This is a genomic window from Paenibacillus sp. ACRRX (assembly GCF_022346885.1).
Lineage (GTDB): Bacteria > Bacillota > Bacilli > Paenibacillales > Paenibacillaceae > Paenibacillus_B.
The window spans coordinates 743525-770061 of the sequence record NZ_JAKRNK010000002.1; the positions used below are offsets into that span (position 1 = coordinate 743525).

At 46.9% G+C, this 26537-nt stretch carries 25 protein-coding genes; 3 read left to right on the top strand and 22 right to left on the bottom strand.

Annotation, left to right across the window (positions count from 1 at the left end):
• Nucleotides 1-442 precede the first annotated feature (442 nt).
• The 8 genes from trmD to MH117_RS08855 all read right to left on the bottom strand — a co-directional run bounded on the left by trmD (nucleotide 443) and on the right by MH117_RS08855 (nucleotide 7964).
• Nucleotides 443-1357, bottom strand: coding sequence for a tRNA (guanosine(37)-N1)-methyltransferase TrmD (gene trmD / locus MH117_RS08815; protein WP_239328293.1), 915 nt, complete (start codon nucleotides 1355-1357; stop codon nucleotides 443-445).
• Entirely contained in the window at nucleotides 1357-1875 is a 519-nt protein-coding gene (gene rimM, locus MH117_RS08820) for a ribosome maturation factor RimM (RefSeq protein WP_239328294.1), read from the bottom strand. The genes trmD and rimM overlap by 1 nt, the downstream gene beginning before the upstream one ends.
• 187 nt (nucleotides 1876-2062) lie before the next feature.
• On the bottom strand, nucleotides 2063-2293 hold the full coding sequence (locus MH117_RS08825; RefSeq protein WP_028545129.1) for a KH domain-containing protein: 231 nt from the start codon (nucleotides 2291-2293) through the stop codon (nucleotides 2063-2065).
• A gap of 23 nt (nucleotides 2294-2316) precedes the next feature.
• The gene (gene rpsP, locus MH117_RS08830; protein ID WP_028545128.1) at nucleotides 2317-2589 is read right to left on the bottom strand and encodes a 30S ribosomal protein S16; all 273 of its coding nucleotides are present in this window, start codon (nucleotides 2587-2589) and stop codon (nucleotides 2317-2319) included.
• A gap of 39 nt (nucleotides 2590-2628) precedes the next feature.
• Complete coding sequence (ffh, locus tag MH117_RS08835; RefSeq protein WP_028545127.1) at nucleotides 2629-4002, bottom strand: signal recognition particle protein; 1374 nt, start codon at nucleotides 4000-4002, stop codon at nucleotides 2629-2631.
• A gap of 18 nt (nucleotides 4003-4020) precedes the next feature.
• Nucleotides 4021-4380 carry a putative DNA-binding protein gene (locus MH117_RS08840; protein ID WP_239328295.1) on the bottom strand — a complete coding sequence of 120 codons (360 nt, stop codon included), beginning with the start codon at nucleotides 4378-4380 and terminating at the stop codon, nucleotides 4021-4023.
• A 178-nt stretch (nucleotides 4381-4558) separates the two neighbouring features.
• Nucleotides 4559-6232 carry a glycoside hydrolase family 19 protein gene (locus MH117_RS08845; protein WP_275444561.1) on the bottom strand — a complete coding sequence of 558 codons (1674 nt, stop codon included), beginning with the start codon at nucleotides 6230-6232 and terminating at the stop codon, nucleotides 4559-4561.
• 100 nt (nucleotides 6233-6332) lie between these two features.
• Nucleotides 6333-7964: a glycoside hydrolase family 19 protein gene (locus MH117_RS08855; RefSeq protein WP_239328296.1), complete on the bottom strand. Its 1632-nt coding sequence runs from the start codon at nucleotides 7962-7964 to the stop codon at nucleotides 6333-6335.
• A 207-nt stretch (nucleotides 7965-8171) separates the two neighbouring features.
• On the opposite strand from MH117_RS08855, the gene MH117_RS08860 reads away from it, so the two are divergent.
• Nucleotides 8172-8636: a MerR family transcriptional regulator gene (locus tag MH117_RS08860; protein ID WP_239328297.1), complete on the top strand. Its 465-nt coding sequence runs from the start codon at nucleotides 8172-8174 to the stop codon at nucleotides 8634-8636.
• 61 nt (nucleotides 8637-8697) lie between these two features.
• On the opposite strand, the gene trhA is transcribed toward MH117_RS08860, so the two are convergent.
• Nucleotides 8698-9333: a PAQR family membrane homeostasis protein TrhA gene (trhA, locus tag MH117_RS08865; RefSeq protein ID WP_239328298.1), complete on the bottom strand. Its 636-nt coding sequence runs from the start codon at nucleotides 9331-9333 to the stop codon at nucleotides 8698-8700.
• 167 nt (nucleotides 9334-9500) lie between these two features.
• On the opposite strand from trhA, the gene MH117_RS08870 reads away from it, so the two are divergent.
• A complete protein-coding gene (locus tag MH117_RS08870; RefSeq protein WP_239328299.1) occupies nucleotides 9501-10724 on the top strand; it encodes an MFS transporter in 1224 nt (407 codons plus the stop codon).
• 239 nt (nucleotides 10725-10963) lie between these two features.
• Here the strand turns inward: MH117_RS08870 and ftsY are convergent, their stop codons facing one another.
• The 12 genes from ftsY to MH117_RS08930 all read right to left on the bottom strand — a co-directional run bounded on the left by ftsY (nucleotide 10964) and on the right by MH117_RS08930 (nucleotide 23778).
• Entirely contained in the window at nucleotides 10964-11968 is a 1005-nt protein-coding gene (ftsY, locus tag MH117_RS08875; protein WP_239328300.1) for a signal recognition particle-docking protein FtsY, read from the bottom strand.
• Between the two features lie 14 nt (nucleotides 11969-11982).
• On the bottom strand, nucleotides 11983-15555 hold the full coding sequence (gene smc / locus MH117_RS08880) for a chromosome segregation protein SMC (RefSeq protein WP_239328301.1): 3573 nt from the start codon (nucleotides 15553-15555) through the stop codon (nucleotides 11983-11985).
• A gap of 207 nt (nucleotides 15556-15762) precedes the next feature.
• A complete protein-coding gene (gene rnc / locus MH117_RS08885) occupies nucleotides 15763-16461 on the bottom strand; it encodes a ribonuclease III (RefSeq protein ID WP_028545119.1) in 699 nt (232 codons plus the stop codon).
• 12 nt (nucleotides 16462-16473) lie between these two features.
• Entirely contained in the window at nucleotides 16474-17715 is a 1242-nt protein-coding gene (gene fabF / locus MH117_RS08890; RefSeq protein WP_239328302.1) for a beta-ketoacyl-ACP synthase II, read from the bottom strand.
• 147 nt (nucleotides 17716-17862) lie between these two features.
• Nucleotides 17863-18099: an acyl carrier protein gene (gene acpP, locus MH117_RS08895; protein WP_028545117.1), complete on the bottom strand. Its 237-nt coding sequence runs from the start codon at nucleotides 18097-18099 to the stop codon at nucleotides 17863-17865.
• 105 nt (nucleotides 18100-18204) lie between these two features.
• Nucleotides 18205-18951, bottom strand: a complete 747-nt coding sequence (gene fabG / locus MH117_RS08900; RefSeq protein ID WP_239328303.1) for a 3-oxoacyl-[acyl-carrier-protein] reductase — start codon at nucleotides 18949-18951, stop codon at nucleotides 18205-18207.
• 141 nt (nucleotides 18952-19092) lie between these two features.
• Nucleotides 19093-20019 carry an ACP S-malonyltransferase gene (gene fabD, locus MH117_RS08905; protein WP_239328698.1) on the bottom strand — a complete coding sequence of 309 codons (927 nt, stop codon included), beginning with the start codon at nucleotides 20017-20019 and terminating at the stop codon, nucleotides 19093-19095.
• Nucleotides 20020-20088: 69 nt separating this feature from the next.
• Nucleotides 20089-21069, bottom strand: a complete 981-nt coding sequence (locus MH117_RS08910) for a beta-ketoacyl-ACP synthase III (RefSeq protein WP_239328699.1) — start codon at nucleotides 21067-21069, stop codon at nucleotides 20089-20091.
• A gap of 16 nt (nucleotides 21070-21085) precedes the next feature.
• Nucleotides 21086-22084, bottom strand: a complete 999-nt coding sequence (plsX, locus tag MH117_RS08915) for a phosphate acyltransferase PlsX (protein WP_239328304.1) — start codon at nucleotides 22082-22084, stop codon at nucleotides 21086-21088.
• On the bottom strand, nucleotides 22068-22688 hold the full coding sequence (fapR, locus tag MH117_RS08920; protein ID WP_239328305.1) for a transcription factor FapR: 621 nt from the start codon (nucleotides 22686-22688) through the stop codon (nucleotides 22068-22070). Before fapR ends, plsX begins: the two co-directional genes overlap by 17 nt.
• 360 nt (nucleotides 22689-23048) lie before the next feature.
• Nucleotides 23049-23222 (bottom strand): 50S ribosomal protein L32, encoded by a 174-nt coding sequence (gene rpmF, locus MH117_RS08925; protein WP_028545111.1) that lies wholly within the window; start codon nucleotides 23220-23222, stop codon nucleotides 23049-23051.
• Between the two features lie 46 nt (nucleotides 23223-23268).
• Entirely contained in the window at nucleotides 23269-23778 is a 510-nt protein-coding gene (locus MH117_RS08930) for a YceD family protein (protein WP_239328306.1), read from the bottom strand.
• 214 nt (nucleotides 23779-23992) lie between these two features.
• Between MH117_RS08930 and MH117_RS08935 the strand changes: the two genes are divergently transcribed.
• Nucleotides 23993-25351 carry a nucleotidyltransferase gene (locus MH117_RS08935; RefSeq protein ID WP_239328307.1) on the top strand — a complete coding sequence of 453 codons (1359 nt, stop codon included), beginning with the start codon at nucleotides 23993-23995 and terminating at the stop codon, nucleotides 25349-25351.
• Nucleotides 25352-25384: 33 nt separating this feature from the next.
• On the opposite strand, the gene MH117_RS08940 is transcribed toward MH117_RS08935, so the two are convergent.
• Entirely contained in the window at nucleotides 25385-26446 is a 1062-nt protein-coding gene (locus MH117_RS08940) for a YlbL family protein (RefSeq protein ID WP_239328308.1), read from the bottom strand.
• Between the last annotated feature and the right edge of the window lie 91 nt (nucleotides 26447-26537).

Below are 26537 nucleotides of genomic sequence, written 5' to 3' on the forward strand. Positions count from 1 at the left end.
GTACAGCAGAAATAATGAAATAATTTCCATACAACAGAACTTGCTAGCTTTAATTATACATTAATGATATACTATTATAGTTGCATGTGAGATCCATCCTCACATTAAGTTCCTCAAGCAAGAATAGCTAACTCCTCATATGAAAGTCTAATTCCCAACTAACCCTAAAGAATTGACGATTCAATTGGTAATACTGATTCACACTGGCGCGGTCAAGGAGCCGCAAGGACGGAAGAGAGGTAGGGCTTTTGTCGTTTTAGCTAAACCAAATATGATCACCGCAGTATTCTCAAGTAGGAACTAAAGCGGCCGTTTCATGGAGTACCCACTAACCTCTGAAGCGGCCTTTTTTATATACGTTGTTCTTCAAATTCAAATGCAAATTCATCGTACAAGCAAATATAAGAAGTCATCCTCTTCCACACAGGATGACCTCCTTCTGTTAGTCTTTGCGTGCCTCTACAGCTTGCAACTTCAGTTCCTGCAGCCACTTTCGTTCCTTCGCGCTCAACTCGACCTTATTCAACAAATCCGGTCTGCGCTCCCATGTACGTCTAAGCGACTGTTCACGACGCCACTTGTCCACATTCGCATGATGACCAGATATAAGCACATCCGGCACTTGCCAGCCTCTATATTCGACTGGACGTGTGTAATGCGGATATTCAAGTAGCCCAGTACTGAATGAATCGGTTACTGCTGACGATTCGTTGCCAAGTACACCTGGCAGCAAACGTACTACCGCATCGGCGATGACCATCGCGGGAAGCTCTCCTCCTGTCAATACGTAATCACCTATCGACAATTCATCCGTGACAAGATGCTCACGAATACGCTCATCATATCCTTCATAATGGCCACAAATAAATATAAGATGCTCTTCCTGAGCCAGTTCTTCTGCCTTAGCTTGGGTGAACGTTTCACCTTGTGGGCACATCAGAATGATCCTGGGCGAAGCAGCCTTCGAAGAGGAATGTACCTGGTCCTCATGGCAGGAATCGTCGATCCCTGTTTCTCGCAATTTCATGCCAGCATCTCTTGACATATCCTGCTCAGGTATCCCACTTGCTGCAGAGACTTGTACATCCGTTAACAGAGTACTCTCCTGTGCAGGCTGCATCGATGTTAATTCCATCAAATGTTCAACCGCAGCAAAGATCGGCTCTGGCTTCAATACCATTCCGCCTCCTCCACCATACGGATAATCATCTACGGTCGAATGCTTGTTTGTCGAGAATTGACGGAAGTTCGTTGCTTGGAGCTGTACGAGCCCTTTTTCCCGCGCTCTACCCATAATGCTGGTGCTGAACACACCTTCACACATTTCCGGGAACAGCGTCAGCACGTCAATTCGCATTAGATCAATCCCTCCATCACATGGACCGTGATAAGCTTGTCCTCTACATTGACGTTCAGCACAACCTCATCAATAACGGGAAGTAATAATTCCTTACCCTTAGGCTGCTTAACTACCCAGACATGGTTGGCACCTGGGGCTAATATTTCGCTAATTGTACCCAATTCCTCGCCTTCGTCTGATACAACCCTGCAGCCAATAATATCACTGTAGTAATATTCATCTTCTTCCAGCTCAGCACGATGCTCATCTGATACTTTTAACAGCCAGCCTTTATATTTCTCCACTTCATTAATATTGGAATATTGCTTCAGCTTCATAATAAATAAGTTCTTATGTGAGCGGGAGCTCTCAACTGTGACATCTACTGTCTGACGAGACTCTTCGTTAAATAATACAAGATTACTTTTAGGCGCAAATCGTTCTTCTGGAAAATCGGTATGGGAGATAACCTTTATCTCACCTCGGATGCCATGTGTATTAACAACCTTGCCCACCGTAAATAATTGTTCAGCCATCTTTATCCTCCTGCAACGGGGTTATCTTCATAATATGCTTTATTATTGCCTAGATGAAGCCTATCAGTACGTGTATGTAAAGTCAACTTCTGACTCTGACTACTGCTGAACACAACGCAGTACAGTAATTCAACTGCTCTATTCATACGAAAAAGAGTTAGGATTTCTCCTAACCCTCATCGACCTATTAAGAAATAATGTCCACAGCAACCCGTTTAGGAACCTTAACGGCTGCCGATGTGACGACCGTGCGAAGCGCCTTGGCAATGCGGCCCTGCTTCCCAATCACTTTTCCGACATCGTCGGGGTGAACGTAAAGCTCATAGATGACAACATGCTCTTTCTCGACAACTTCAACACGGACCTCATCCGGATGATCGACCAAAGCCCGTGCAATTACTGACACTAACTCTATCATTCGCGACCCTCCGAACGATTTATTTATTTCTGCAATTTAGATTCATGAAACTTCTTCATCACGCCAGCTTGACTAAGCAAGTTGCGAACCGTGTCAGAAGCCTGAGCACCTGTTTGCAGCCATTTCAACGCTTTTTCTTCGTCGATGTTAACTACTGCAGGTTGTGCTACCGGATTGTAGTAACCGATTTCCTCGATAAAACGACCGTCACGCGGGGAACGGGAATCAGAAACAACTACACGGTAGAAAGGCGCTTTATGAGCACCGATGCGTTTCAAACGAATACGTACTGCCACGAAATTCACCTCCTTAACGGAATTATCTAACTATAGGCATTAACGGAACGGGAATTTCATCCCTTTACCGGCTTTGCTTTTGAGATTCTTCATCATTTTCGGACCTTTGGGTCCCATCATATCTGAAAACTGCTTCATCACACGACGCATCTCATCAAACTGCTTGATGAGTCGATTCACATCGGCCAGCGTAGTTCCGCTACCCGTAGCAATACGCTTGCGACGGCTGTGGTTAATCAGATCAGGGTCTTGACGTTCTGCGTGTGTCATTGAACGTACAATCGCCTCGATGCGTCCCATCTGACGCTCATCAACCTTCAAGTTCTGTGTCTGCTTTACCTTATTCATACCAGGAATCATATCCAGAATCTGATCGATCGGCCCAAGCTGCTTAACTTGCTGCATCTGCTCCAGGAAATCATCGAAGGTAAATGATGCGTTACGCATCTTCATCTCCATTTCCTTAGCTTTATCTGCATCAATACCTGCCTGCGCCTTCTCAATAAGCGACAGCATGTCCCCCATGCCGAGAATACGTGAAGCCATACGTTCCGGATGGAACGGCTCCAGTGCGTCAATCTTCTCTCCGAGCGCCGCAAACTTGATCGGACAACCCGTTACTGCTTTAACGGAAAGTGCTGCACCACCACGTGTATCTCCATCCAGCTTCGTTAAGACAACACCTGTCAACGAAAGCTGTTGGTTAAAGCTTTCTGCAACGTTAACAGCATCTTGACCTGTCATGGCATCAACCACGAGCAGTACTTCAGACGGATTAACTGTGGCATGAATTTGCTTTAGTTCATCCATTAATGCCTCATCAATATGCAGTCGACCTGCTGTATCAATAATGACATAATCTAGATGATTCTCACGTGCATGGTCAAGCGCCTGCTTCGCGATATCAACCGGATTTGCTTGATCTCCCAAAGCAAACACCGGCACGTTAATCTGGCTACCCAACACTTGGAGCTGCTTAATTGCAGCCGGACGATATACATCCGCAGCCACGAGAAGTGGCTTGTGGTTCTGTTTCTGAAGAAGCTTAGCCAACTTGCCGGACGTCGTTGTCTTACCTGCCCCTTGCAAACCAGCCATCATAATGACGGTAGGAGGCTTGGTTGCTTTCTCCAGCTTGGCAGCTGTACCACCCATCAGTTCCGTTAATTCCTTATTAACGATGTCGATAATAACCATCCCAGGCGTGAAGCTCTTCATCACTTCTTGGCCTATGGCTTTTTCTTTAACTTTAGCAATAAAATCTTTAACGACTTTGAAGTTAACATCCGCCTCAAGAAGTGCAAGTCGCACCTCGCGCATTGCTTCGTTTACATCTTCCTCGTTAACTTTGCCTTTGCCGCGCAACTTGCTAAATACGTTCTGCAATCGGCTTGATAATCCTTCAAATGCCATAACCTTCACCCCGTTCCCTTATTCCAACGCCTGCAGTTCACGGACAATCATCTGCAGTTCCGCGCGCTGCGGGTCGGGTATGTACATTATATCCGAAAGGGCGTTCTGCAGTTGGGCATGCAGCTTCGTGCGAGCTTCAAACTTCACAAGCAATTGAAGCTTGCTCTCGTAAGTCTCCAACGTCTGCTCCGCCCGCTTAATATGCTCATACACGGCCTGCCTGCTAATACCAAACTCTGCAGCAATTTCGCCTAAGGAAAAATCATCTTGAAAATAACATTTCAGAAAAGTCTGTTGCTTCTCAGTCAGCAACTGATCGTAAAAGTCGAATAACATATTAATGCGATTCGTCTTGGCTAACAACTGTTCATCGTTCATACGGGCCACTCCTTTCGTCAAGGAAAAACACTTTACAGCCCATCGACGTTCCTTATCATATCGAATTACAGAGCAGATGTCAAGGGGTTTACCTTAACATAAAACCAACATCCAAAAAAATAGTTCCCGAAGCTGTTTGCCTCGGGAACTGGATCTTTTATAACCACTTATATAATCCTTAGAAAGGCTGCATACCTAACGTATTCAGCTTCTCTCCTTGCACATTAACACCTGATCGTCCTGTAATGTCAAGATAATGGCCAATTCGGCGGCCGACTCGGACATCGCTTTCGTCTTTGTTGCCTTCGAACGCGCCGTTGATAACCATGATTGTCGCTCCGAACCCCGGAACGAGTCCCTTGGCTATCTGAGCAGCGGTCGGCACATAGTTGCCAACCATAATGTCATGACTCGATGGCTTCGGATCCTGTGGTGTCATCCAGAACAGCATCGCTGTCATAAAGCCGAGCTTGCCATCTTGTGTTATCTTTTCAGGATTTTGAAGTAAGACATTTTTGTCGCCGAATATAATCGATCCGATAAGTCCATAATTATAATTCCAGCTTAATTGAAGCGGGCCACGACCATGATAAGATTTGCCTGCAACTGCTGGATAGTCACTATTGGCTTGTACATATCCAACGCCGCCCTGTCCATTAATATAAGAGACTTCTTCATTAAAGAACAGGCCCCAGCGTAATGTGCCGCCTGGCGCAGTTGCCCAACCACCGCCTGTTTCGTGGGCGATATTTGCCAAGAACGCAGCAAGCTCACGTTTCTTGTTGGTTTCTGTACCTTCCTTAAGGAAAGTGCCAAAGTCGACAATACGCGATGTTGTCGGTTTATTAAGATTCCATTCAGCATTAAACTCTGGCTCTTGGTATAACAGCGTTTCTGTCTTGGCCGTTTTATCCAAGCGCCAGATTTGCTTGGTCCAAGTGCTGCCGCCACGGTACACTTCTTTGTATTTAATATTTGCAGCATCACGTACAGCAGCAATCAAGTTATCATATGAATAATAGTCAACTTGACCTGGCTTATAGTATGGCTTGCCGACCGCAACCGTGTGCCATTCAGCAGATCCGATACGAAGCGGGAATAAAGCTTCATAATCCGCTTGAGGAAGCGCCGCTGTCACGGATGCTGCTGCTTGAGAAGGTGCATAATGCGGGTCTATCCCCCCCCAAGTCGCTTGTATTTGCACATCTGTAATAACACGGCTTTGACCGACTTGCAGGAACGGTCCACCAGTACCGTTATCAACTGCAGTTTTGACCGATAAGGCAGAACTTAACGTTGAAGCGTTTCCAGCAGCGTCCAATGCGATGACCGTATAACTGTAAGTCGTATCTGCTTGTAAGCCATTATCAGTGAATGAAGTCGTCGCGGAGAAGCCAACTTTAACATTGTTGCGGTAAATATCATACTGTGTCACACCTACATTATCAGTAGCTGCGTTCCAAGCAAGCGTTATCGAAGTGGAAGTCTGAGCTGTCGAGGAAAGTCCTGGTGGGGTGCTTGGAGGCGTTGTATCAGTTCCTCCGCCTGTATCAGAACCAATATGCTGCCAAGGTGAATCTGAACTGCTTAGTGCAGCATTAGGATTGTCGCCTTGTGTCCACCACTTGGCTTTAAACAGCTTGCCTTCATGCGATACGATATCTCCGCCAACGTAGACTTTAGCAGCCTGCCACGCAGGTGCGGTCGATTGGGTTGTTGCGTCCTGTACGCTTGGTGCTGGCTCTCCAGCCGCCATCGCGATCGGAGTGTTGGACAATAATAATGTCACCCCAAGCACTGCACTTAAACTACGAAGAATAAAGGCACGCGAAAAAGGATATTTTGAGTACATAATAAGCCTCCTAAGTTAGTGTGATTCAGGGCCAAATATTCCCTGTCGTATGAATACTGGTATGAGTAAGTCAAATTGTACGAAGATACCTCCTCTTAAATTAGAACGGCTGCATGCCAAGTGTGTTCAGCTTCTCGCCTTCAATGTTCGCCCCGCTGCGCGTTGTTAGATCAAGGTAGTGGCCTACACGGCGCTTGATACGAACATCAGACTCATCCAAATTGCCTTCTTGTCCACCATTAATGACCATAATAGTAGCACCAAACCCAGGAACAAGCCCTTTCGCCAACTGCTCTGCCGTAGGCACATAATTTCCTACCATAATGTCATGGTTGGATGGCTTTGGATCTTGCGGAATCATCCAGAACAAGAGTGCAGTCATGAACCCAATCTTACCGTCTTGAGCTACAACGTCAGGATTCTGGAGCAGCACATTCTGATCCCCATAAATGATGGCGCCAATCAAGCCATAATTGTAGTTCCAGCTTAATTGAATGGGACCGCGACCATGATATGACTTGCCTGGAACAGGAGGGTAGTCGGGATGATCTTGATCTACATAGCCAATACCACCCGTGCCATTGACGTAGTTTAACTCTTCGTTAAAGAACAGTGCCCAACGTAGTTCGCCGCCTGGTGCAGTCGCCCAGCCACCGCCAGTCTCATGGGCAATATTAGCTAGAAATGCTGCCAGCTCACGCTTGCGGTTGTTCTCCGCCCCTTCCTTCACAAACGTACCAAAATCCACAATCCGATTGATCAGCGGCTTGTTCACATTTTTAGGAGCTTTAAAGTCAGCAGACTGATAGACTAGCGTCTCTTTCTTTGATGCCTTATCAAGGCGGTAAATCTGCTTGGCGAATACGTCGCCTTCACGATATACATCTTTGTACTTGACGTTAGCTACCTCTCGTACAGCAGCTATCAAATTGTCATACGAGTAATAATCTGTAAGACCTTCTTTATAGTAGTACTTTCCTTTTGCAATAGCGTGCCACTCTGGTGTCCCCGCGCGTAACGGGAATAAGTCTTCATATTGTGCTTTAGGAAGTGCTGCATTGATCGCTGCCTCTGCTTTGTCGGGACTATATTGCGAATCAATCCCGTTCCACAAAGAAATGATCTGAGAATCTGTCAATAACCGACTTTCACCTACTGATAGTTCTGGCGCTCCTGTAATCGTTTTCACAGATATGGATGAGCTATTCGTCTGGTTGCCTGCCGCATCAAGGGCTTTAACAACATATTGGTAAGAAGTGTCGGGCTGTAATTCATAATCGGTGAAAAGTTTGGAGACAGTAAATCCCACTTTGATGTCATTACGGTAGATGTCGTATCCGATAACACCTACGTTGTCAGTAGAAGCAATCCAAGATAACGTAATCGATGAGGCGGTTTGTGAAGTCGAAACAAGGTTGGTAGGAGCTGTTGGCGGCGTTGTATCTTCGCTGCTAAGCAGTTCCCAGGAAGAATCGGCATTCAGATCTGGTCTGCTGTTAAAGGACCACCACTTTGCCTTATAGAGCTTTCCACTATAAGACACAATGTCACCGGCAACAAATGCCTTGTTCGCCTGCCATGCTTGCACGGCTGCTTGTGAGACTACTTCACTTGTTGTCCCTTGAGCGTTGGCCGTTAGCGTAAGGGTTCCGGATGCTAGCATCGTCACCCCGAGCAAAGCGCTTAAACTTCGCACCATAAAGCTGCGCGAGTACGGAAATTTTAAATTCATCAATTCGCCTCCCGTTGGATTATATTGTCACTTCCAAATCTATTATAATATCAAAATGATAGCGTTGTCACTATGAGATTCATAAGCAAATCATATTATTAAAAATCACAGACATAAATAAGGATGGACAATAAACAATTGATGAAATAATACTTGACTCTCTCGTTACGTCATCCTTTATGCTAGTATCACGAAAGGAGATGACCCATGGCCTACACCGTTCAAGAGGTATCTGAACTATCTGGCGTAAGTATCCGCACACTTCGTTACTATGATCAGATTGGATTGTTGAACCCCGCTTACTATGGGGATAACGGCTATCGCTATTATGAGCAAGCCCAGCTCGTTCAGCTACAACACATCCTTTTTTTTCGTGAACTAGATATGCCGCTGTCAACGATTCAAGAACTGATCATTCAAGATTCATTCGATCAGTTAGAAGCATTAAACCACCACCGGGAACTGCTATTAAAGAAAGCAGAACGTCTACAGACACTTATTCAGACCGTCGACCGTACCATTGCGCACTTGAACGGGGATTGTGTGCTTGAACAGCACCAGTTATTTAACGGCTTTGACACCAGAAAACAGAGCCACTATGTGAAAGAACTGCGGCAGTATTATGGAACTAACAACGAATGGTCAAGTGACAGCGAACAACACACAGGCTAATAACCCCACTACAATACCCCTTTCATGGATGAGATGATACCAGGGGTATTTGGGCATTGCTTCATGTGAATACATACCTCCACATACATATATAGTGACAAGCTGCGCCAATAATGATCATAACGTGCCAGATCGCATGATGATAGACCAATCCCCGCCATAGAAAGAATATGATACCGATTGTATAAGCTATTCCGCCGCTCAAGAGCCATCCAACACCTTCAATCGACAAGGCATCAGCTAAATTATCCCAGATCAGTACAACAGACCAGCCCATTACTAGATATATAAGTGTAGATAATAATATAAATCTACCGGTATAATATCTTTTCCACACCACACCCGCAATGGTAAGAATCCATATACCTATTAGAAGTACAGCACTTGCAAAAGTACCTATTTTTAACAGTAAAAATGGAGTATACGTACCTGCGATACATATGTAGATGGCCATATGATCGTACATAATGTATCGTTCTTTTTTCGCCCCCTCTGGCAATCGGTGCATAAGTGATGAAGTTGTAAACATTAACATTAATGATAATGTATAAGCAACTACACCTAATAGCTGACTCGCCGTCCCGCTCCATCCCACTTTAATAAAGAGTGCAGTGCTTGCAATGATACTTAGGATAAGCCCCCATCCATGTGTCCAAGTATTTGCCCATTCTTCCCGCTGTGCTCGATTACTTGTCATTGCATCATCCCCCTCCGCACCTGCCTATTCCCTTTTGGATTAACAATATATGCAGTTGCATTGCAATTGGATAATTGCAGCGCAGCTCCGTATAGACAAATGATGGAAGACGATTATACACTTATGAAACATTTTTATTTACTAAGTGATAAGGGATCGTGACAAGGATGAATCGATTGTTTTACATGCTTTGGACAAGCCGTTCACTGTCCAGTTTAGCAAGCTCGCTCTGGTTAATGACATGGATAGCCATTATATACGGAGCAACAGAGTCCGCTTTGATGGCTGGTGCCGTTACTTTTGTACGCTCCATAGCTGTGTTATTAAGTGGTTTATCGTTACCTTTTTGGTATCAAAAGTACCCCTTGCACATAGTCGCCCACCGTTTTCAACTGTTACAGTTCATGCTTGGTATCTTGTTTACCTTTGCTCTGCTGCCCTTTCAGAACAACTTCTCGAATAACCTTCTTATTGTGACGGCTCTTGTCTGTGCAGCATGTATCGGATATTCGGAAGGTGCTGCATCTGCCGCTTCATCTGCTATATTTCCACGAGTTGTACGGCAAGATCAGTGGGTGAAATCCAACAGCCTAGTCTCAACCGGCACGCAAATGATATCCTTATTTGGCTGGACCGTTGGAGGGATCATTATACATACTCTTGGAGAAATTCCCGTGCTCCAGCTAAGTGCTCTTCTATTAGGACTAAGCAGCTTAATTTTGTTCTGTGTACGTCTGCAGGAAAGTCACGGATCGACAACTTCTAAGACTTCTTTAAGGTCTGGTTGGAGCATTCTCTTTACGCTGCCCCATGTCAGGATGATCACCATTATGGATATCATCGAAGGCATAGCCAGCGGTATATGGATTGGTGCGGTTACACTTGTGTTTGTCCAACAAGTTCTTGGCCAGACAGAGGCTTGGTGGGGGTATATTAATGCAGCCTATTATGCAGGGACTCTACTTGGGGGATTATTAATTGTCAAGTTAGCAAATAAGGTAGAGCATCACCTGGTACGATCTATCATCATCGGTTCGTTCAGCTTCAGTTTGCTGGTATTGTTCTATGCTTGGAACAGCACTCCCTACGTTGCCCTGTTGTTGGTTCTTATTATGGGTCCATGCTATCAGCTGCGTGATGTGGCTCAGCGTACCTATATTCAGCGCATCATTCCGTTGGAGGAACAGCCGATACTTTTTGCGGCCCAACAATCTTTATCCACTATCCTGTTTGGTTTATCGATCGTGTTCTGCGGTTTGATTGCCGACACTTTTGGAGCGAGAGCTGTATATTTGACAGGTGGTCTAATGTTCTTTGTCTCCTCCATAATTGGTATTTGGTTACGTCGTCATACAAAATCTGCTTATGTGGACCCTTCACTGTTTACATAGAGTAATAAAGTGTCTATGCATTCCGTACAGTAGACGAGATGGAGTATAGCACATCATCATTGACTTTATCAGAATTCATCCTATGAAGGGTCGTCTCTTTAGTCATGCAAAAGAACTAAACTAAAGGACGCCCCTTGCGTATCCCAATGTTTTAAATAAACCGAGTCCCCTATCTACTGAACACTACAAATAAAAAGGGACCGTCCAACCGTAGGTTAGACAGTCCTGTTCTATGCAGCCTATTGTTCTTCAGACTGTTCTTTCTGTTCCTGCTCTTGAATCAAGCCTGCAAATAAGGCATGCACAAATTGTTCCGAATCAAACCGCTGCAAATCATCCATCTTCTCGCCTAGACCGACAAACTTCACTGGCAAGTTAAGCTCCTGGCGAATCGCAATAACAATACCACCTTTGGCCGTACCATCAAGTTTAGTTAATACTAAACCTGTAACTCCACTCTTCTCTCCGAACAGCTTAGCTTGTGATAGCGCATTTTGCCCAGTCGTTGCGTCCAGTACCATCAGTACCTCATGCGGCGCGTCAGGAACTTCACGTTGAATAACACGGAATATTTTGTTCAGCTCTTCCATCAGATTGGACTTATTTTGCAAACGACCTGCTGTATCACAGAGCAGTACGTCAACATTTCGCTGTTTAGCAGCCTGTACCGCATCATACATGACCGCTGCAGGGTCTGAACCAGATTGATGCTTCACAACATCCACACCAACTCGTTGTCCCCACACTTCCAACTGCTCGATCGCTCCCGCACGGAATGTATCCCCGGCTGCCAAGAGTACACTTTTGCCTTGCTGTTTAAAGCGGTGTGCAAGCTTGCCGATTGTAGTTGTCTTCCCTACTCCGTTAACACCCACAAATAGAATAATGGTTAATCCGTCAGGGTTCATTCGCAAATCGTTGGCTTCATCACCACGCAGCAGCTCAATTAGCTTCTCAGATAGAATCGGTTGCAAATCCTTTGCTTCCTCTATCTTGCGTTTCTTCACTTCAGCACGCAAATCATCAATCAAATTCATAACAGTCGTAACGCCGACATCCGCACCAATTAGAATTTCTTCTAATTCTTCATAAAATTCTTCATCAATTTTTTTACGTCGCGTGATCAGATCTGTAACCTTTTCAACAAATCCTTTGCGGGTTTTTTCCAGACCATCTTTAAAGATCGATGTCACTGCTTCTGTTTTTGCCGCTATACTGTCTTTTAGCTTCTTAAAAAAGCTCATTGTCTTCCTCCGCTCTATGCAATGATTGCTTCTTCATCTTCCAGTCTCACAGATACGAGCTTCGATACGCCGCCTTCTTCCATCGTGACACCGTACAAAACGTCGGCTTCTTCCATCGTACCTTTGCGGTGAGTCACCACAATAAACTGGGTTTGCTCCGAAAACTCACGTAAATATTGCGCAAATCGTGTAACGTTAGCTTCATCCAACGCCGCTTCTACTTCGTCCAATACACAGAACGGAACAGGCTTCACATGCAAAATGGCAAACAACAGCGCCATAGCTGTCAGTGCACGTTCTCCGCCAGATAGCAGTTGTAGATTTTGCAGCTTTTTGCCCGGTGGTTGGGCTACAATATCAATGCCTGTATCCAATATGCGGTCTGGCTCAATCAGAACCAAATCAGCTCGTCCTCCACCAAACAACTTCGAGAATACGACGACAAATTGCTTGCGAATCGCGTCAAAAGTATGTTTGAATCGTTTGGACATTTCGTCATCCATTTCTTTAATGACTTGATAAAGAGTTGTTTTGGCTTCGATTAGATCGTTTTTCTGCTCACTCAAAAACTGATAGCGTTCATTCACACGCTCATATTCTTCAATCGCGCCAAGATTGACTTCGCCAAGCTGAGAGATTTGCCGCTTTAAATCCTTAACTTCCAACTGTGCAGCTTGTATGTCCTCAGGCATCGGATAACGATGCTTCGCCAGTTCATAGCTCATCTCATATTCTTCGCTTAACTTGCGCAGTAAGTTGTCCAACTCAACATCCAGGCGATTCGCCTGAATCTCCGTGTGCCGCATCGCTTCTTCTACCTGCTTTAATTCCGTACGCTGCTCACGAGTTTCACTTTCCGCAAGATCCAGCTTTTGTACGGATACCGCCCGATCTGCGCGTTTGAATTCGATGCTAGTAGTAGCTTCCTGCTTTTTCACACCGAAATGATTCAAGTCTTCCGTCTGTTTCATTGTCTCACGTTCAACAGTCTCCAAATCAATCTGAACCTGAATTAACGACTGTGTTTGATGAGAATATTCCCGCTCGTAAGTCTTAGATTCCTGTTCAGCTCGCTGCGATTGCTCACTTAACGAGAATAGCTCTTGATCCAATTTACCTTGGCGGACCTTCAAATCAGTCAATTGGGATTGTAATTCTTCCTTTTCGGATTCACTAGCTCGTCTTGCCGACTCTGCTGTTTGAATCATCACATGCATGCGGTCTTCGTCTACCTTCAGCTCAGCCAAACGCTGTTCTGCTGTGTGACGTCCCGCCTCCAACGTTTTCATCTCGTCACTTGCAAGGGCAAGCTCCTGTTGCTCCGCTTCTACTTGTATATGCAGCTGTCGATCTTCTTTTTCTATTTGCTGAAGCTCACTTGCCAGATGCTGTTCGCTAATTCGTTTGGCTTCTCCTTGCTCACGCAAGTCATCCAACCGCTTCACACCAGTAGTTGTGCGCTGCTTTAGCTCTGCTATTGAATCTGTCAGCTTCTTGAGCTGAGCTTCTGTTTCCGTAATTTCCTTGCCAAGCTGTTCCAGTTGGCGTTGGCGGCCAAGCAAATTTGCAGATTTCTTATTCAAACTTCCCCCGGTCATTGAGCCACCGGCATTGACGACGTCACCTTCCAAGGTGACAACACGATAACGGTAATTAAGCTTTGCTGCAATCCGGTTCGCATCTTCAAGTGTTTTGGAAATGACAACATTGCCAAGCAAGCTGCCAACCACTTGCGCATATGCGCTTTGTGTCTCTACCAGATCGGCGGCAATACCAACAAAGCCTTCCATGCCGTCAACAACCCGACGATCCGAATCATGCATGGAGCGCGCACGAATAACGTCTAATGGAAGAAATGTTGCTCGTCCAAGCTGACGCTGCTTCAAAAAAGAAATGGCTTGTCGGGACACAGATTCATTTTCCATCACAACATGCTGCAGCGCCGCTCCCAAAGCAGTCTCCATCGCCGTTTCCAATTGCTCCGGAACTCTGATAAGCTCTGCTACTGCACCATGAACACCTGCTAAGCCATTCGGACGTCGGGCAGCTTTCAGCACTTCGCGCACGCCGAGCATAAAGCCGTCTAGATCATCCTGAAGCTCCTGCATCGTATCGCGACGTGATAGAATCGAATCATACTTCTGCTGCCACTTACGAGCCGCAAGTTGCCCTTCTTCGAGCAGAAGTTCGTCCTGTTTCAGTTGCTCGCTCTCCTGCATGTAACGATTGCGTATATATACCAGATCATTCGCCATCGATTCCATGCGACGTCTGGTATCATCCATTTTCTTATGCAGTTCTTTCTGTTCGGTTTCACGCTTGTTGCGCCCCGCAGACATCTTATCAAGCCGCTTCTGAAGCGCTTCTTTCTGCTGGTCATAATACCGAATGTCATTGCGCTGCTGGGCCATCTGGTTCATAATCTCCAGCAATTGCCCTTTAAGCGACTCCTCAGCATCAGAGCTAGCCCCACCAGCAACACCGACTAACCGCTCCTGCTCCGCTTGTATGAGGTGGTTGACTTCTTGAATTTCAATCTCTACAGCACGCAGCTTGTCTCGCACAGTCTGCAGCTCAATCTGTTTAGCCTGCATCCGTTCAGAGGTCAACGCGATGGACTGCTTCAGCTGCTGCTCATTCGCAACCAGGTTACGCTTACGCTCGCGCAGTACTTCTCCCTGTCCTTCGCATTTCTCGTATTCTTCGCTGTAATGAAGCAGCGTGGCCTGATGCTTCTCCAATTCTTCTTCCAGCTTGCGAAGTTCAATCCGGTGGACCTCTAGTTTGGCATCATGCTCGCTCACAACCGTAGAAAGCGACAGCTCTCTTTCTTTCAAGCGAGCCAGCTTGTCATTTGCTTCCTGCCAATTGTGGTGAAGCTGCTCGATCTGGTGTACGTATACAGCAATTTCTTTTGTTTTTAACCATTCTCGAAGCTGCTTAAAATGGCGCGCCTTCTCCGATTGCTCTCGAAGTGGCCCGATTTGATCTTCCAATTCTGTCACAAGGTCATGGATCCGCAGCAGATTCTGTTCCGTCTCATCGAGCTTTCTTGTAGCATCCTTTTTCCTCGACTTGTACTTCACAATTCCTGACGCTTCTTCAAATATGCCGCGCCGATCTTCCGATCGGGTGCTCAATATTTCCTCTATACGCCCTTGCCCAATTATTGAATAGGCTTCTTTCCCGATACCTGTATCCATAAATAGCTCGGTAATATCACGCAGCCGACACGACTGCTTGTTAATAAAATACTCACTGTCTCCACTGCGATGAACGCGACGTGTGACGGTCACTTCGTTATAATCAAGCGGCAGCGCCTCATCGCTGTTGTCCAGCGTCAAAGACACTTCCCCGTAGTTGACTGCCTTGCGTGCGTCGCTGCCAGCAAAAATAATATCTTCCATCTTGCCTCCACGCAGCGACTTTGCGCTCTGCTCGCCAAGTACCCAGCGGATGGAGTCCGATATGTTACTTTTACCACTGCCGTTCGGACCTACGACACCTGTAATCCCTTGCACAAACTCCAATTCGGTTCGATCTGCGAACGACTTGAAGCCTGCCAGTTCCAACCGCTTTAAGAACATCTTTCTTTACTCACCTCAACGTCTCTCTTGTACTCGAATCGCTTATCCGACTGCGATTATGCGCCCATATCCTCGCCAAGTTCTCCCATTCGGAAAAGAAAGAGCAAAAACCAGCCACTAACGGTATGGCTTCTGCCCCGTCTCGCACGCTGTTCTTTGCTCTTTCTGCGAAACGAGCCGGCGGCAATCGCGCCGGCCCTCAGTACGTTATGATTTCGGTATGACTACATGTTCAAGAGCTTGTGCTGCTGCTTGCTGCTCCGCTTCCTTCTTGGAGCGGCCTGCTCCGCGACCCAAACATTGTTCTCCCATATACACCTCGGATACGAACTCGCGCTCATGCGCCGGTCCACGCTCCTCGACAATGCGATATTCCAGCACGCCTAAATTGTGATGCTGCGTTAGCTCCTGGAGCTGCGTCTTATAATCATTCGTCTGCAGCTTACCATCGAGCGAAATGTGTGGAAAGACGAAGCGCCGCAAGAAATCACGGACAGGATCAAGTCCTTGATCCAAATACAGCGCGCCAATAAACGACTCAAACACATCAGCCAACAGAGCTGGCCGTGTCCGGCCCCCTGTCAGCTCTTCGCCTTTGCCTAGCAAAACGTACTGTCCAAATTCGAGATGGTTCGCAAATTTGACGAGTGAAGGTTCGCATACGATAGATGCACGCATCTTCGTTAGCTCACCTTCAGGCCGTGTTGGGCATTGGTCAAACAAGAACTCGGAGACCGTTAACTCCAACACGGCATCACCAAGGAATTCCAAACGCTCATTATCTTGGTGGTGTCCGAAGCGGTGTTCGTTCACGTAGGATGCATGAGTGAATGCCATTTTCAACAGCTGCCGATTCCGAAATGAAATGTTCAGTTTCTGTTGTAATTGCTTCATATCTGCACTCAACTGCCTGACCCCTTATGCTTCGTATTTCTTTAATACTAGCGTTGCATTGTGCCCGCCAAAACCGAACGAGTTTGACATCGCTACGTTGACATCAGCTTGACGCGCAACATTTGGTACATAATCCAGATCACACAATGGGTCCGGATTCTCAAGGTTAATCGTAGGAGGTATACAGCCCTTCTCCAAAACAAGACCACATATTACCGCCTCCACGCCGCCGGCTGCGCCGAGCAGATGTCCTGTCATGGACTTCGTGGAACTGATCGCAACGTTGTAAGCATAATCGCCAAACGTGTTCTTAATTGCAGTCGTCTCCGACTTATCACCAACCGGAGTCGATGTACCGTGAGCATTGATATAGTCAATGTCCTCCGGATTTAAGCCTGCGTCCTTGAGCGCGCGTCTCATGCAATGTGCTGGTCCTGTCGGATCTGGTTCTGTCATGTGATGCGCATCGGCGCTCATACCGTAGCCAATGATCTCAGCATAAATATGGGCCCCGCGTGCTACCGCATGTTCGAGCGACTCAATGACAAGTACGCCGGAACCTTCGCCCATGATAAAGCCGTCTCGTCCTGTGTCGAACGGGCGGCTGGCACGTTCTGGCTCCTCGTTGCGCGTCGACATCGCACGCATTGAGCAGAAGCCTGCCATACCAAGCGGACGAATCGTTGCTTCGGCCCCACCGCATATCATAACGTCAGCATCGCCGCGTTGGATGATCTTAAAGGCATCGCCAATAGAATGCGTGCCTGTCGCACAAGCGGATACTGCCGCCGTGTTAGGCCCTTTAGCTCCAACTGTCATGGACACTTGTCCCGAAGCCATGTTGGCAATCATCATTGGAATAAAGAACGGGCTCACACGCTTGGGGCCTTTCTCCATCAAGGCCGTATGCTGATCTTCCCATGTCCCTAAACCACCGATGCCCGAACCGACGATTACGCCGACGCGTTCTGGGTCTGTCTGCTCTCTTACGTTCAGCTTTGCGTCTTCCAGCGCCATAACACTGGCTGCAACAGCGAACTGAACGAAGCGGTCCATACGACGCGCTTCCTTCTTATCCATGTATGCTTCCGGATTAAAGTCCTTGACGGACGCTGCAATCTTGGTCGGATAATCCGACACGTCAAATGCCTCGATTAAGGATATTCCCGACTTGCCTTCTACCAGATTACTCCAAAACGTGGCAAGGTCCGAACCGAGGGCAGTTACAACACCCATACCGGTCACTACAACCCTGTTTTGCTTCAATCGAAATCACCTCAGCCTATTTCAGTTCCCGAATATATTTCAACGCATGGTATCATTCACACCTCTTACCATGACTACTTATTCCATTCCATTAATGAGGAGAAGTCCCGTTACGTTACGTACGAACGGGACTCATTTTCAACAATCTTACGTATGAGATTGTATGTAGTTGACTACTTCACCAACTGATGTAATCTTCTCTGCATCTTCATCAGAGATTTCCATATCAAACTCATCTTCTAATTCCATTACCAATTCCACCACATCGAGGGAATCAGCGCCAAGATCATCCTTAAAAGATGCTTCGAGAGTAACTTCAGCCTCGTCAACGCCAAGACGCTCAATGACGATACGCTTAACACGCTCAAATACTTCAGCAGACATCCGGTTCACCTCCTCTTTGGTATTATACGAGAAAACCTTTTAAATTGCCATACAGCACAACTAACAAAAAATGCTCAAAGTCTATGAAACATAGACTGGTAAGCCTTACATATACATACCGCCATCAACATGAAGTGTCTGGCCAGTCATGTACTGTGCATCTTCGGATGCAAGGAACAACACGGCTTTGGCGATGTCCTCAGGTTGTCCGAGTCGAGCAAGTGGAATGCCCGCCAACAGTTGTGCCTTCATGTCTTCTGACAGCACATCGGTCATTTCCGTTTCAATGAAGCCAGGGGCTACACAATTCACGGTAATACCGCGCGAAGCCAGTTCACGTGCCGAAGCCTTCGTTAGGCCGATGACTCCTGCTTTGGCTGCTACGTAGTTGGCTTGTCCTGCATTTCCGAGCACTCCGACTACGGAAGAGATGTTAATAATGCGGCCCGAGCGCTGCTTCATCATTGGTCTTGTAACAGCCTTTAGGCAATTAAATACGCCTTTTAGATTTGTTTCAATGACTTGATCAAATTCTTCCTCTTTCATCCGCATAATTAAATTATCTCTTGTAATGCCGGCATTATTCACAAGAATGTCAACGCGTCCAAATTGCTCCAACGTCGTCTTCACCAGTTGCTCTGCCTCTTCAGCCTTCCCAACATTCGCTTGCACCGCAATGGCGCGGCGTCCCATCGCTTCAATCGACGCGACAGTTTCGGATGCAGCGGCAGTGCTGCCAGCATAGTTCACCACAACATCGGCTCCAGCAGCCGCCAGCGATATGGCGATTGCGCGTCCGATTCCACGGGATGCGCCGGTGACAAGTGCCACTTTACCTTCCACATTGGACATCCTTTACCCTCCTTGACCCATTTACGGGCATACGCCGCAGCGGGGTATGCCCGCATGTTTTAGTTATAATGCAGCTATTAAATAACGTCGCAAAAGCTTCATAACCAGAAGCTCAAACAGAGTCCTCGTAGGTTATTTCATCTACCCTTCATAAGCTTGAATAGCTTCCAAGCTATTAATCGACACGACTTTAACAGAACGATTGATTTTCTTAATCAGCCCTGCCAACACCGTACCTGATCCAATCTCGATAAAAGTGTCTACACCTTGCTCAATCATATACTGCACGCTATCCTCCCAGAGCACTGGGGAACATACCTGCTCTACAAGCAATTCGCGGATACGTTCAGCTGATTGCTCCGGGCGTGCGGATACGTTGGCGACTACCTGTATGTCCGTGTCGCGAAGGTCAAGTTCACTCAGGGCCGCTTCCAAACGCTCAGCTGCGGGCTTCATCAAAGTTGAATGAAACGGGCCGCTAACTTCAAGCGGAATAACACGCTTTGCACCGATTTCCTTGCCGCGTTCCACGATGGCTTGTACACCCGCAGTAGAACCAGAGACCACAATCTGCCCCGGACAATTGACATTTGCCATCTCAACAGGACCTGTATAAGCGGTAATGTCATCGCACAACGCACCCAGATTCACACGATCTGCGCCAAGCACAGCTGCCATCGCGCCTTCCCCATTTGGAACCGCCTCTTCCATGAACTGTCCACGCTTGCGAACAACCGCTACTGCTTCCTCGAATTTCATGACACCTGCGGCAACAAGCGCGCTGTATTCGCCCAGGCTATGACCTGCAACGAAATCCGGTCGAACGCCCTTCTCTTCGAATGCTTTATACAATGCATAACTTGTCGTAAGCAGTGCAGGCTGCGTATGAGCCGTTTGCTTAAGCAGATCTTCCGGACCATTAAAGATCAGATCGGATAGCGAGTATTCAAGAACCCGGTTAGCAATGTCAAATACTTGCCGCGACGCAGCAACGTTCTCATAAACGTCATATCCCATGCCCACAGCTTGTGCGCCTTGACCGGGAAACACAAATGCTACTTTACCCAACATGTCCACTCCTTCTAACTTGACGATATCTCGATGATGCGCTTAACAACCTGACTCCGTTGATTCCAGCTACCATGTAATAACAGAAGAGCCCCACGTCAGTCCGCCACCAAAGCCGACCAACACAACGATATCACCTTCTGATAAGCGCCCTTCCTCAGCAGCCTCTGCCAAAGCGATCGGGATCGAAGCCGCCGAAGTGTTTGCATAGCGCGGCAAATTAATCACACACTTTTCCACTGGCACATTCAGTCGTTCGATAGCCGATTGAATGATACGCATATTGGCTTGATGTGGAATGAACAAGTCGATATCCTCTTTGGTTTTACCGGCCTTAGCCAGTGCTTCCTCAGCAGCACTGCCCATGATGCGCACAGCAAACTTAAACACTTCACGTCCATTCATATAAATATAATGACGCTTGTCTTCAAGTGACTCTACGGAAGCAGGAAGACGTGATCCGCCACCTTCGATTTTTAATAGTTCCTGCCCCGTGCCATCTGCGCCAAGCTCAAAGGATTGGAATCCTCGCCCTTCTGCTACAGGACCGAGTACCGCTGCACCTGCACCGTCACCAAACAGTACACATGTATTACGATCCGTGTAATCTGTAATGCGGGACAAGCATTCTGCACCAATAACTAATGTATAATTATAGATACCCGTTTTGACAAAATTAGAGGCAGTAGCTAATCCGTATATAAATCCTGCGCAAGCAGCCGATAGATCAAATGCAGCAGCTTTCTTAGCACCTAGCTTCTCTTGGACAAGACACGCCGTTGACGGAAAAGCCATATCAGGCGTAACTGTACATACAACAATCAAGTCCAACTGTTCAGCCGTTATCCCTGATGATTCAAGAGCCCGCACCGCAGCCTTGTAAGCTAAATCCGATGTTGCCTCATGCTCTGCAGCAATACGTCTCTCCTTCATTCCTGTTCGACTGACAATCCACTCATCGTTTGTATCTACTAATTGTGCCAGGTCTTCATTTGTTAAGATACGCTCAGGCACATACTTCCCTGTTCCAATGATCCCAACTGATCGCATGTTCACTGTCTATCACTCACTTCCCGCTAGTATTCCCGTTAATCTCAGCAGAGATCGTCCGAATCAGATCATGCTGCAAGGCTGTACGTGCTTGTCGGATTGCATTCAGCATAGCCCTGCTGTCTGATGAGCCATGGGCCTTGATCACAAGTCCGTTCAATCCTAATAGCGGCGCACCACCATGTTCTTTGTAATCCATCGTCTTCTTTAGTCGTTTCAAGGCAGGCATCAGCACAGCCGCTGCGAGCTTGGTCATCCAATTGCGCGTAAACTCGCGCTTTAATACGCCAAACAAGGAGCCAGCCGTTCCTTCAAACGACTTCAACATAATATTACCAACAAATCCGTCACATACCAGCACATCACAGTTGCTTTCCAGTACATCTCTTGCTTCTACATTTCCAACAAAGTGTACGGGTGCCTTTTCCAGCAGCGGATAAACTTCTTTGGTCAAATCATTACCTTTTTTTGCTTCCGTACCGACGTTAAGCAATCCAATCCGAGGTCGTTCAATACCGTGCACCTTCTCACGGTATATACTGCCCATCAGCGCATATTGCAACAGATGCTCTGGCTTGGCATCCATGTTGGCCCCGAGGTCAAGCGCCAATACTCCTCTACCATCCATCGTTGGAATCATCGGCGCCAAGGCGGGACGCTCCACACCATCCATACGACCTACAACGAGCAGCCCCGTCGTCATCAGTGCGCCCGTATTGCCGGCCGATATCATACAATCGGCTTCGCCCTCTCTTACCATTCGGCCTGCCATAACCATAGAAGCGCCTTTCTTGCGACGCACCGCCTTAACCGGCTCATCATCCGGCTCAATCCGTTCTTCTGTATGCACGACAGTTATGTTGGCTGGCGCTTGCTTCATAAACGGCTTAATCTGCGCCTCATCACCGACAAGGACAATCTCAATATCTTTCCAGTTACGCGCAGCTTCACACGCGCCCTCCACATTACTTTGCGGGGCGTTGTCTCCACCCATTGCATCAATGACGATCTTCATGACTGTATCCTCCTTCGACGCTGGCTATCTCTGTTGTCGAGCGAAAAATGATAAAGTGCCCCTGGAAAACAAGTTCTTCCCCCACATAACTAAACACTTCCACTTTGGCCTTGCTGCGCTCGCCCGAAATGGAGCGTACATATGCCTTAGCAATACATTTCTCTCCCAACTTCACTGAGCGCACAAATCGTATATCAGCTGACGCAGTCAGAGCAATTTCATCATTAATAACCGCCACAGCCAAGGAATTTGCCTGTGCAAACAGATGATGTCCCCTTGCAATTTGCGTACGGGAAAACACATGTTCTTCGCTTATTTCAAAGATGGAAATACCGCTCTTATCAAGCTGCAAGTCAATAATGTCTCCAATTACCTCATGTAAAGGCAAGGATCGTACTTGATCGTAAGTGCGTTCTGCCATCAACTTGAGACGTTCCCTCAATTCAGGGATACCAAGCTCCATGCGATCAAGTCGAATCGTCTGTATACTGACTCGAAGCATGCGGGTCAATTCCTGATCCGTAATAAATGGATTATCCTCAATTATATGAACAAGCTGCTGCTGCCGTTGTCGTTTCGGTAACCGTTCGATGTCCCGCACCACCTTTACCTCGCTCCAAGGCTCTATATTGGTTAAGTTATACTTTGTAATCGTATGCTATGTAACGTAAGCCAATAAAGCTGCTACTTCTCACAGCGTTAACGGCACATCTTAGAACCTGGTACTAAACCAGTATATATAAAAATCAGCCCGATGAAAAGCGCCAGTTTTTGTTCTGCGCCAAAAATCAGCTATTTCCCCTAAAAATCGAGTATTACTCCTTCTAGTAACCAGCACGTATCCCATATAGATAAACGCGTGTCCTAAAAACAAAAAAAGTAGTACCTCATCCAAAATGAGATACTACTTTCCCCGTACTGGAGTGTGTGCAGCCTTACAGCAGCGCGCTCCATAAGTATGAGATTATTGTTTGATAATCTCTCTTGCTTTGTATGTTCCGCAAACTTTACATACGTGATGCGCCAACTTCAACTCACCACATTGTTCGCACTTGACCATACCTGGAACCTCTAATTTAAAATGAGTACGACGCTTGTCGCGGCGTGTTTTGGACGTTCTTCTTTGAGGTACTGCCATGTTCCCACCTCCTTACCAAAATTACGTACTACAACTTTGTTGGTTGTTATTTCTTAAAGAAATCTTTCAACCCTGCAAGTCTCGGATCAATTCGTTCATTCGAGCAACCGCAAGGATTGTCATTGCGGTTCGAACCGCAAGTAGGGCACAAACCCTGACAGTCCTCTCTGCATAGAGGCGCATACGGCAAATGAACGAACACCGCTTCCTCCACATATGGTGTCAGATCAACGCGATCATCCGTCAATGTAATGACGTCATCCTCGTCATCTGTTGGAAGATCAGTAGAGTCCGTCAGCTTAAATTGCTCGTGAAACGGAATGACAACCGTCTCGGTATGCGGTGTCAAGCAACGTGAGCATACAATGCCCAAATTTGCCTTCAACTGGCCGCTAACACCAATTCTGTCGTCGCTTTCCGATACAGCTGTTAAGTCGACGTCAACCGGTTCAATATGGCGAATATCGCTACGTCCCTTGATGACTTCATCAGCACGGAATGTGTCGTGGATATGCACTTTATGACCTTTAATGGTATCCCGAAAAGAAAAGTTCATGTTATCACTCCAAACAAACAAAATTAATTATAGCGATTATTCTCATGCTTTGTCAACCAAATTCGTTTGACAGTTTGTAAGGACCATAGCAGCCGCCTATTTGTGCGGAAGCGATTGCTTCATGATATGATAGTTTCATCAAAAAAACAATAGCCTCCTTATGTCTAATGATGTGGAATAAGAAGGAATCTGTTCATCTAAAGGGGGTGTTAGTATGCGTACAGTCGGCATCATTGTCGAATATAATCCGATGCACAACGGACATGTATATCATCTCCAACAATCCAAGATCGTAGCCGGAGCAGACGCATCAATAGCTGTAATGAGCGGTCATTTTCTGCAGCGAGGCGAGCCCGCGCTGCTCGATAAGTGGGCTCGCGCAGATATGGCGCTTGCGCAAGGCGTGGATCTTGTGTTGGAATTGCCTGTTGCTTATGCCGTGCAGCCTGCAGAATGGTTTGCTCACGGCGCAGTTGCCACACTGCACGCGACAGGAGTCGTCGATGCGCTCTGCTTTGGCAGCGAGATCGGAAATATTGCTGCGATAAGTGAAGCAGCACGTCAATTGACTTGTGAAACAACCGTGTTCACGCAGCGGCTGCAAGCCGCCCTAAAAAAAGGGTTCAGTTACCCATCCGCTTATGCTTATGCCGCTCAAGACAGCCAACAAGCAGCCCATATAACTTCTGAGGGACAGGCACATAAGTCCAATTTTGTATCCCATCTACAAGCGGTTCATAAAGATGATGATTTTACCTTGGCTGCTTCCGCTGAAGGTTGGCTAGATAAGCCTAACAATTCGTTAGGCTTGCATTATATGATGGCGCTGCAGCGATTAGGCAGTAGTATCGAGGCATATACGATTACAAGGCAAGAAGCGGGGTATCACGATGTGGAGGTTAACGACAGCCCCATCGCGAGCGCTACTGCTATTCGGCGTCTCTTATTTGGTAGTACAGACGCTCCTTTGATCAGCGCCACTAAGCAGAACACACCTATCTCAGGATACGTTCCCACCTCCACTGTACGTATCCTGCAAGATGAGAGATCACGCGAAAGACTGCCCATGAATTGGGAGCAATTCGCACATTTGTTATTCTATAAGCTGTCCATCGATTCCCGTGAACAATTGACGAACATATTGGAAGTAACGGAGGGACTCGAATATCGTTTACTGCAAACATTGTCCACTCTGGAGGCTCCATCTGTCGAATTGCTGCTGCAAGCGCTCAAGACAAAACGTTACACCAGAACGAAACTGCAGCGCATGCTGACGCACATTCTGCTTGGTCATACGAAGGAAGCATTCGGCCCGCCAGCATTGGCATCAGGACCTGCATACATTCGAGTGCTCGGCTTCAATGCACGGGGACAAGCACTCTTGAAGCGCATGAAGAAGACCGCTGCCCTTCCTGTCATCCATCAGATGACTAGAGAGAACAGCGGTCTTGGCGGCCCCTGCGGACTCGCCGCCGATGCACAGGCCACTGCGGTATATGCAGCCGCAAGCCCGCAATGGAATGGGCGCGCGGCGCGGCGTGACTTTTATGAGCCGCCACGGCGCACACCTTAACAAGACACTGGCGGACAAGCCGTGTGAATCGGCTTATTTGCCCGCAGCGTCAAGCTCGTCCAGCGCACGCAATGCATCATCCAGCGTGCGCACGGACACCAGCTTCATCTTGGTGTCCATCGTGTCCACCTTCGCTTTAGCTTCTGCATAGTTACCCTCAGGCGCAAGGAACATCACAGCACCCTCACGGTCCGCAGCAACCACTTTATGCTGAATGCCTCCGATAATACCCACCTGACCATCAGGCGTGATCTCACCTGTACCTGCTATTTTATGGCCATGTGTCAAATCTCCTGGCGTCAAACGGTTAATCAGCTCTAACGTAAACATCAGCCCCGCAGAAGGTCCACCGATATCACTGTCTTTAAATACTATTTTTTTTCCACTGTCAGCGGGTACAATTTCCTTTTTCTCCCCGTACTGAATACCAAATCCGATTATCTTCTTATCAGGACTCTGTGAAGATACAAACGCGGCAAGCGTTGCTTTCACATCGATCAATTTACCTTCGCGTTCCACCTTTACCGTTAAAGTTTCTCCTGCTTTACGATTGTGAAGCGCCTTCTGTATATCCTCATACCCGTTTGTCTTTACTCCTTCAATCGTATCAATGCGATCGTTGGTCACAAACTCATTGTGTGCAATCTTCGGATCGTTGTATATCACAAAAATTCCATGCTTAACAATCTGATAAGGCACTCCTACTTTGTTATAAGCAGCAAGTACTGCATTGCTCTGCGACCCGCTCATCATAAAGGTAAGTGCTGTTGAATATTCTGCCTCCGAACGTCCCTGAAGCGCATCCTCTTTCTTTGCGATCTGAGTGGTCTTGTCCAGTGAACTCCAAGCCAGCAATGCCATATTGGCATATGTACGCCTAACAGTAGTCAACATAAAGGTACCCCGTTCCACATTGTCCCCCGCTGCTACCTCTACCATCGGTTTAACTGCTTCTGCACTGCCTGGCTCATATATTACATAGGGAGTCGGCATAAACACCAAAAAATAAATAAGTAATAATCCGGCAACAAACCATTTCCAAGCAGACCAAGAATTTTTTACAGGATTCTTATATGGCAAGTTCTCATCCGTCATAAAGTTGTACCTCCTCTAGCAGTCACAGGTCTAAAGACCTTTTTCGATACGTAAACATAAGGTATATGTGCATATCCGTTGATTGGACAAG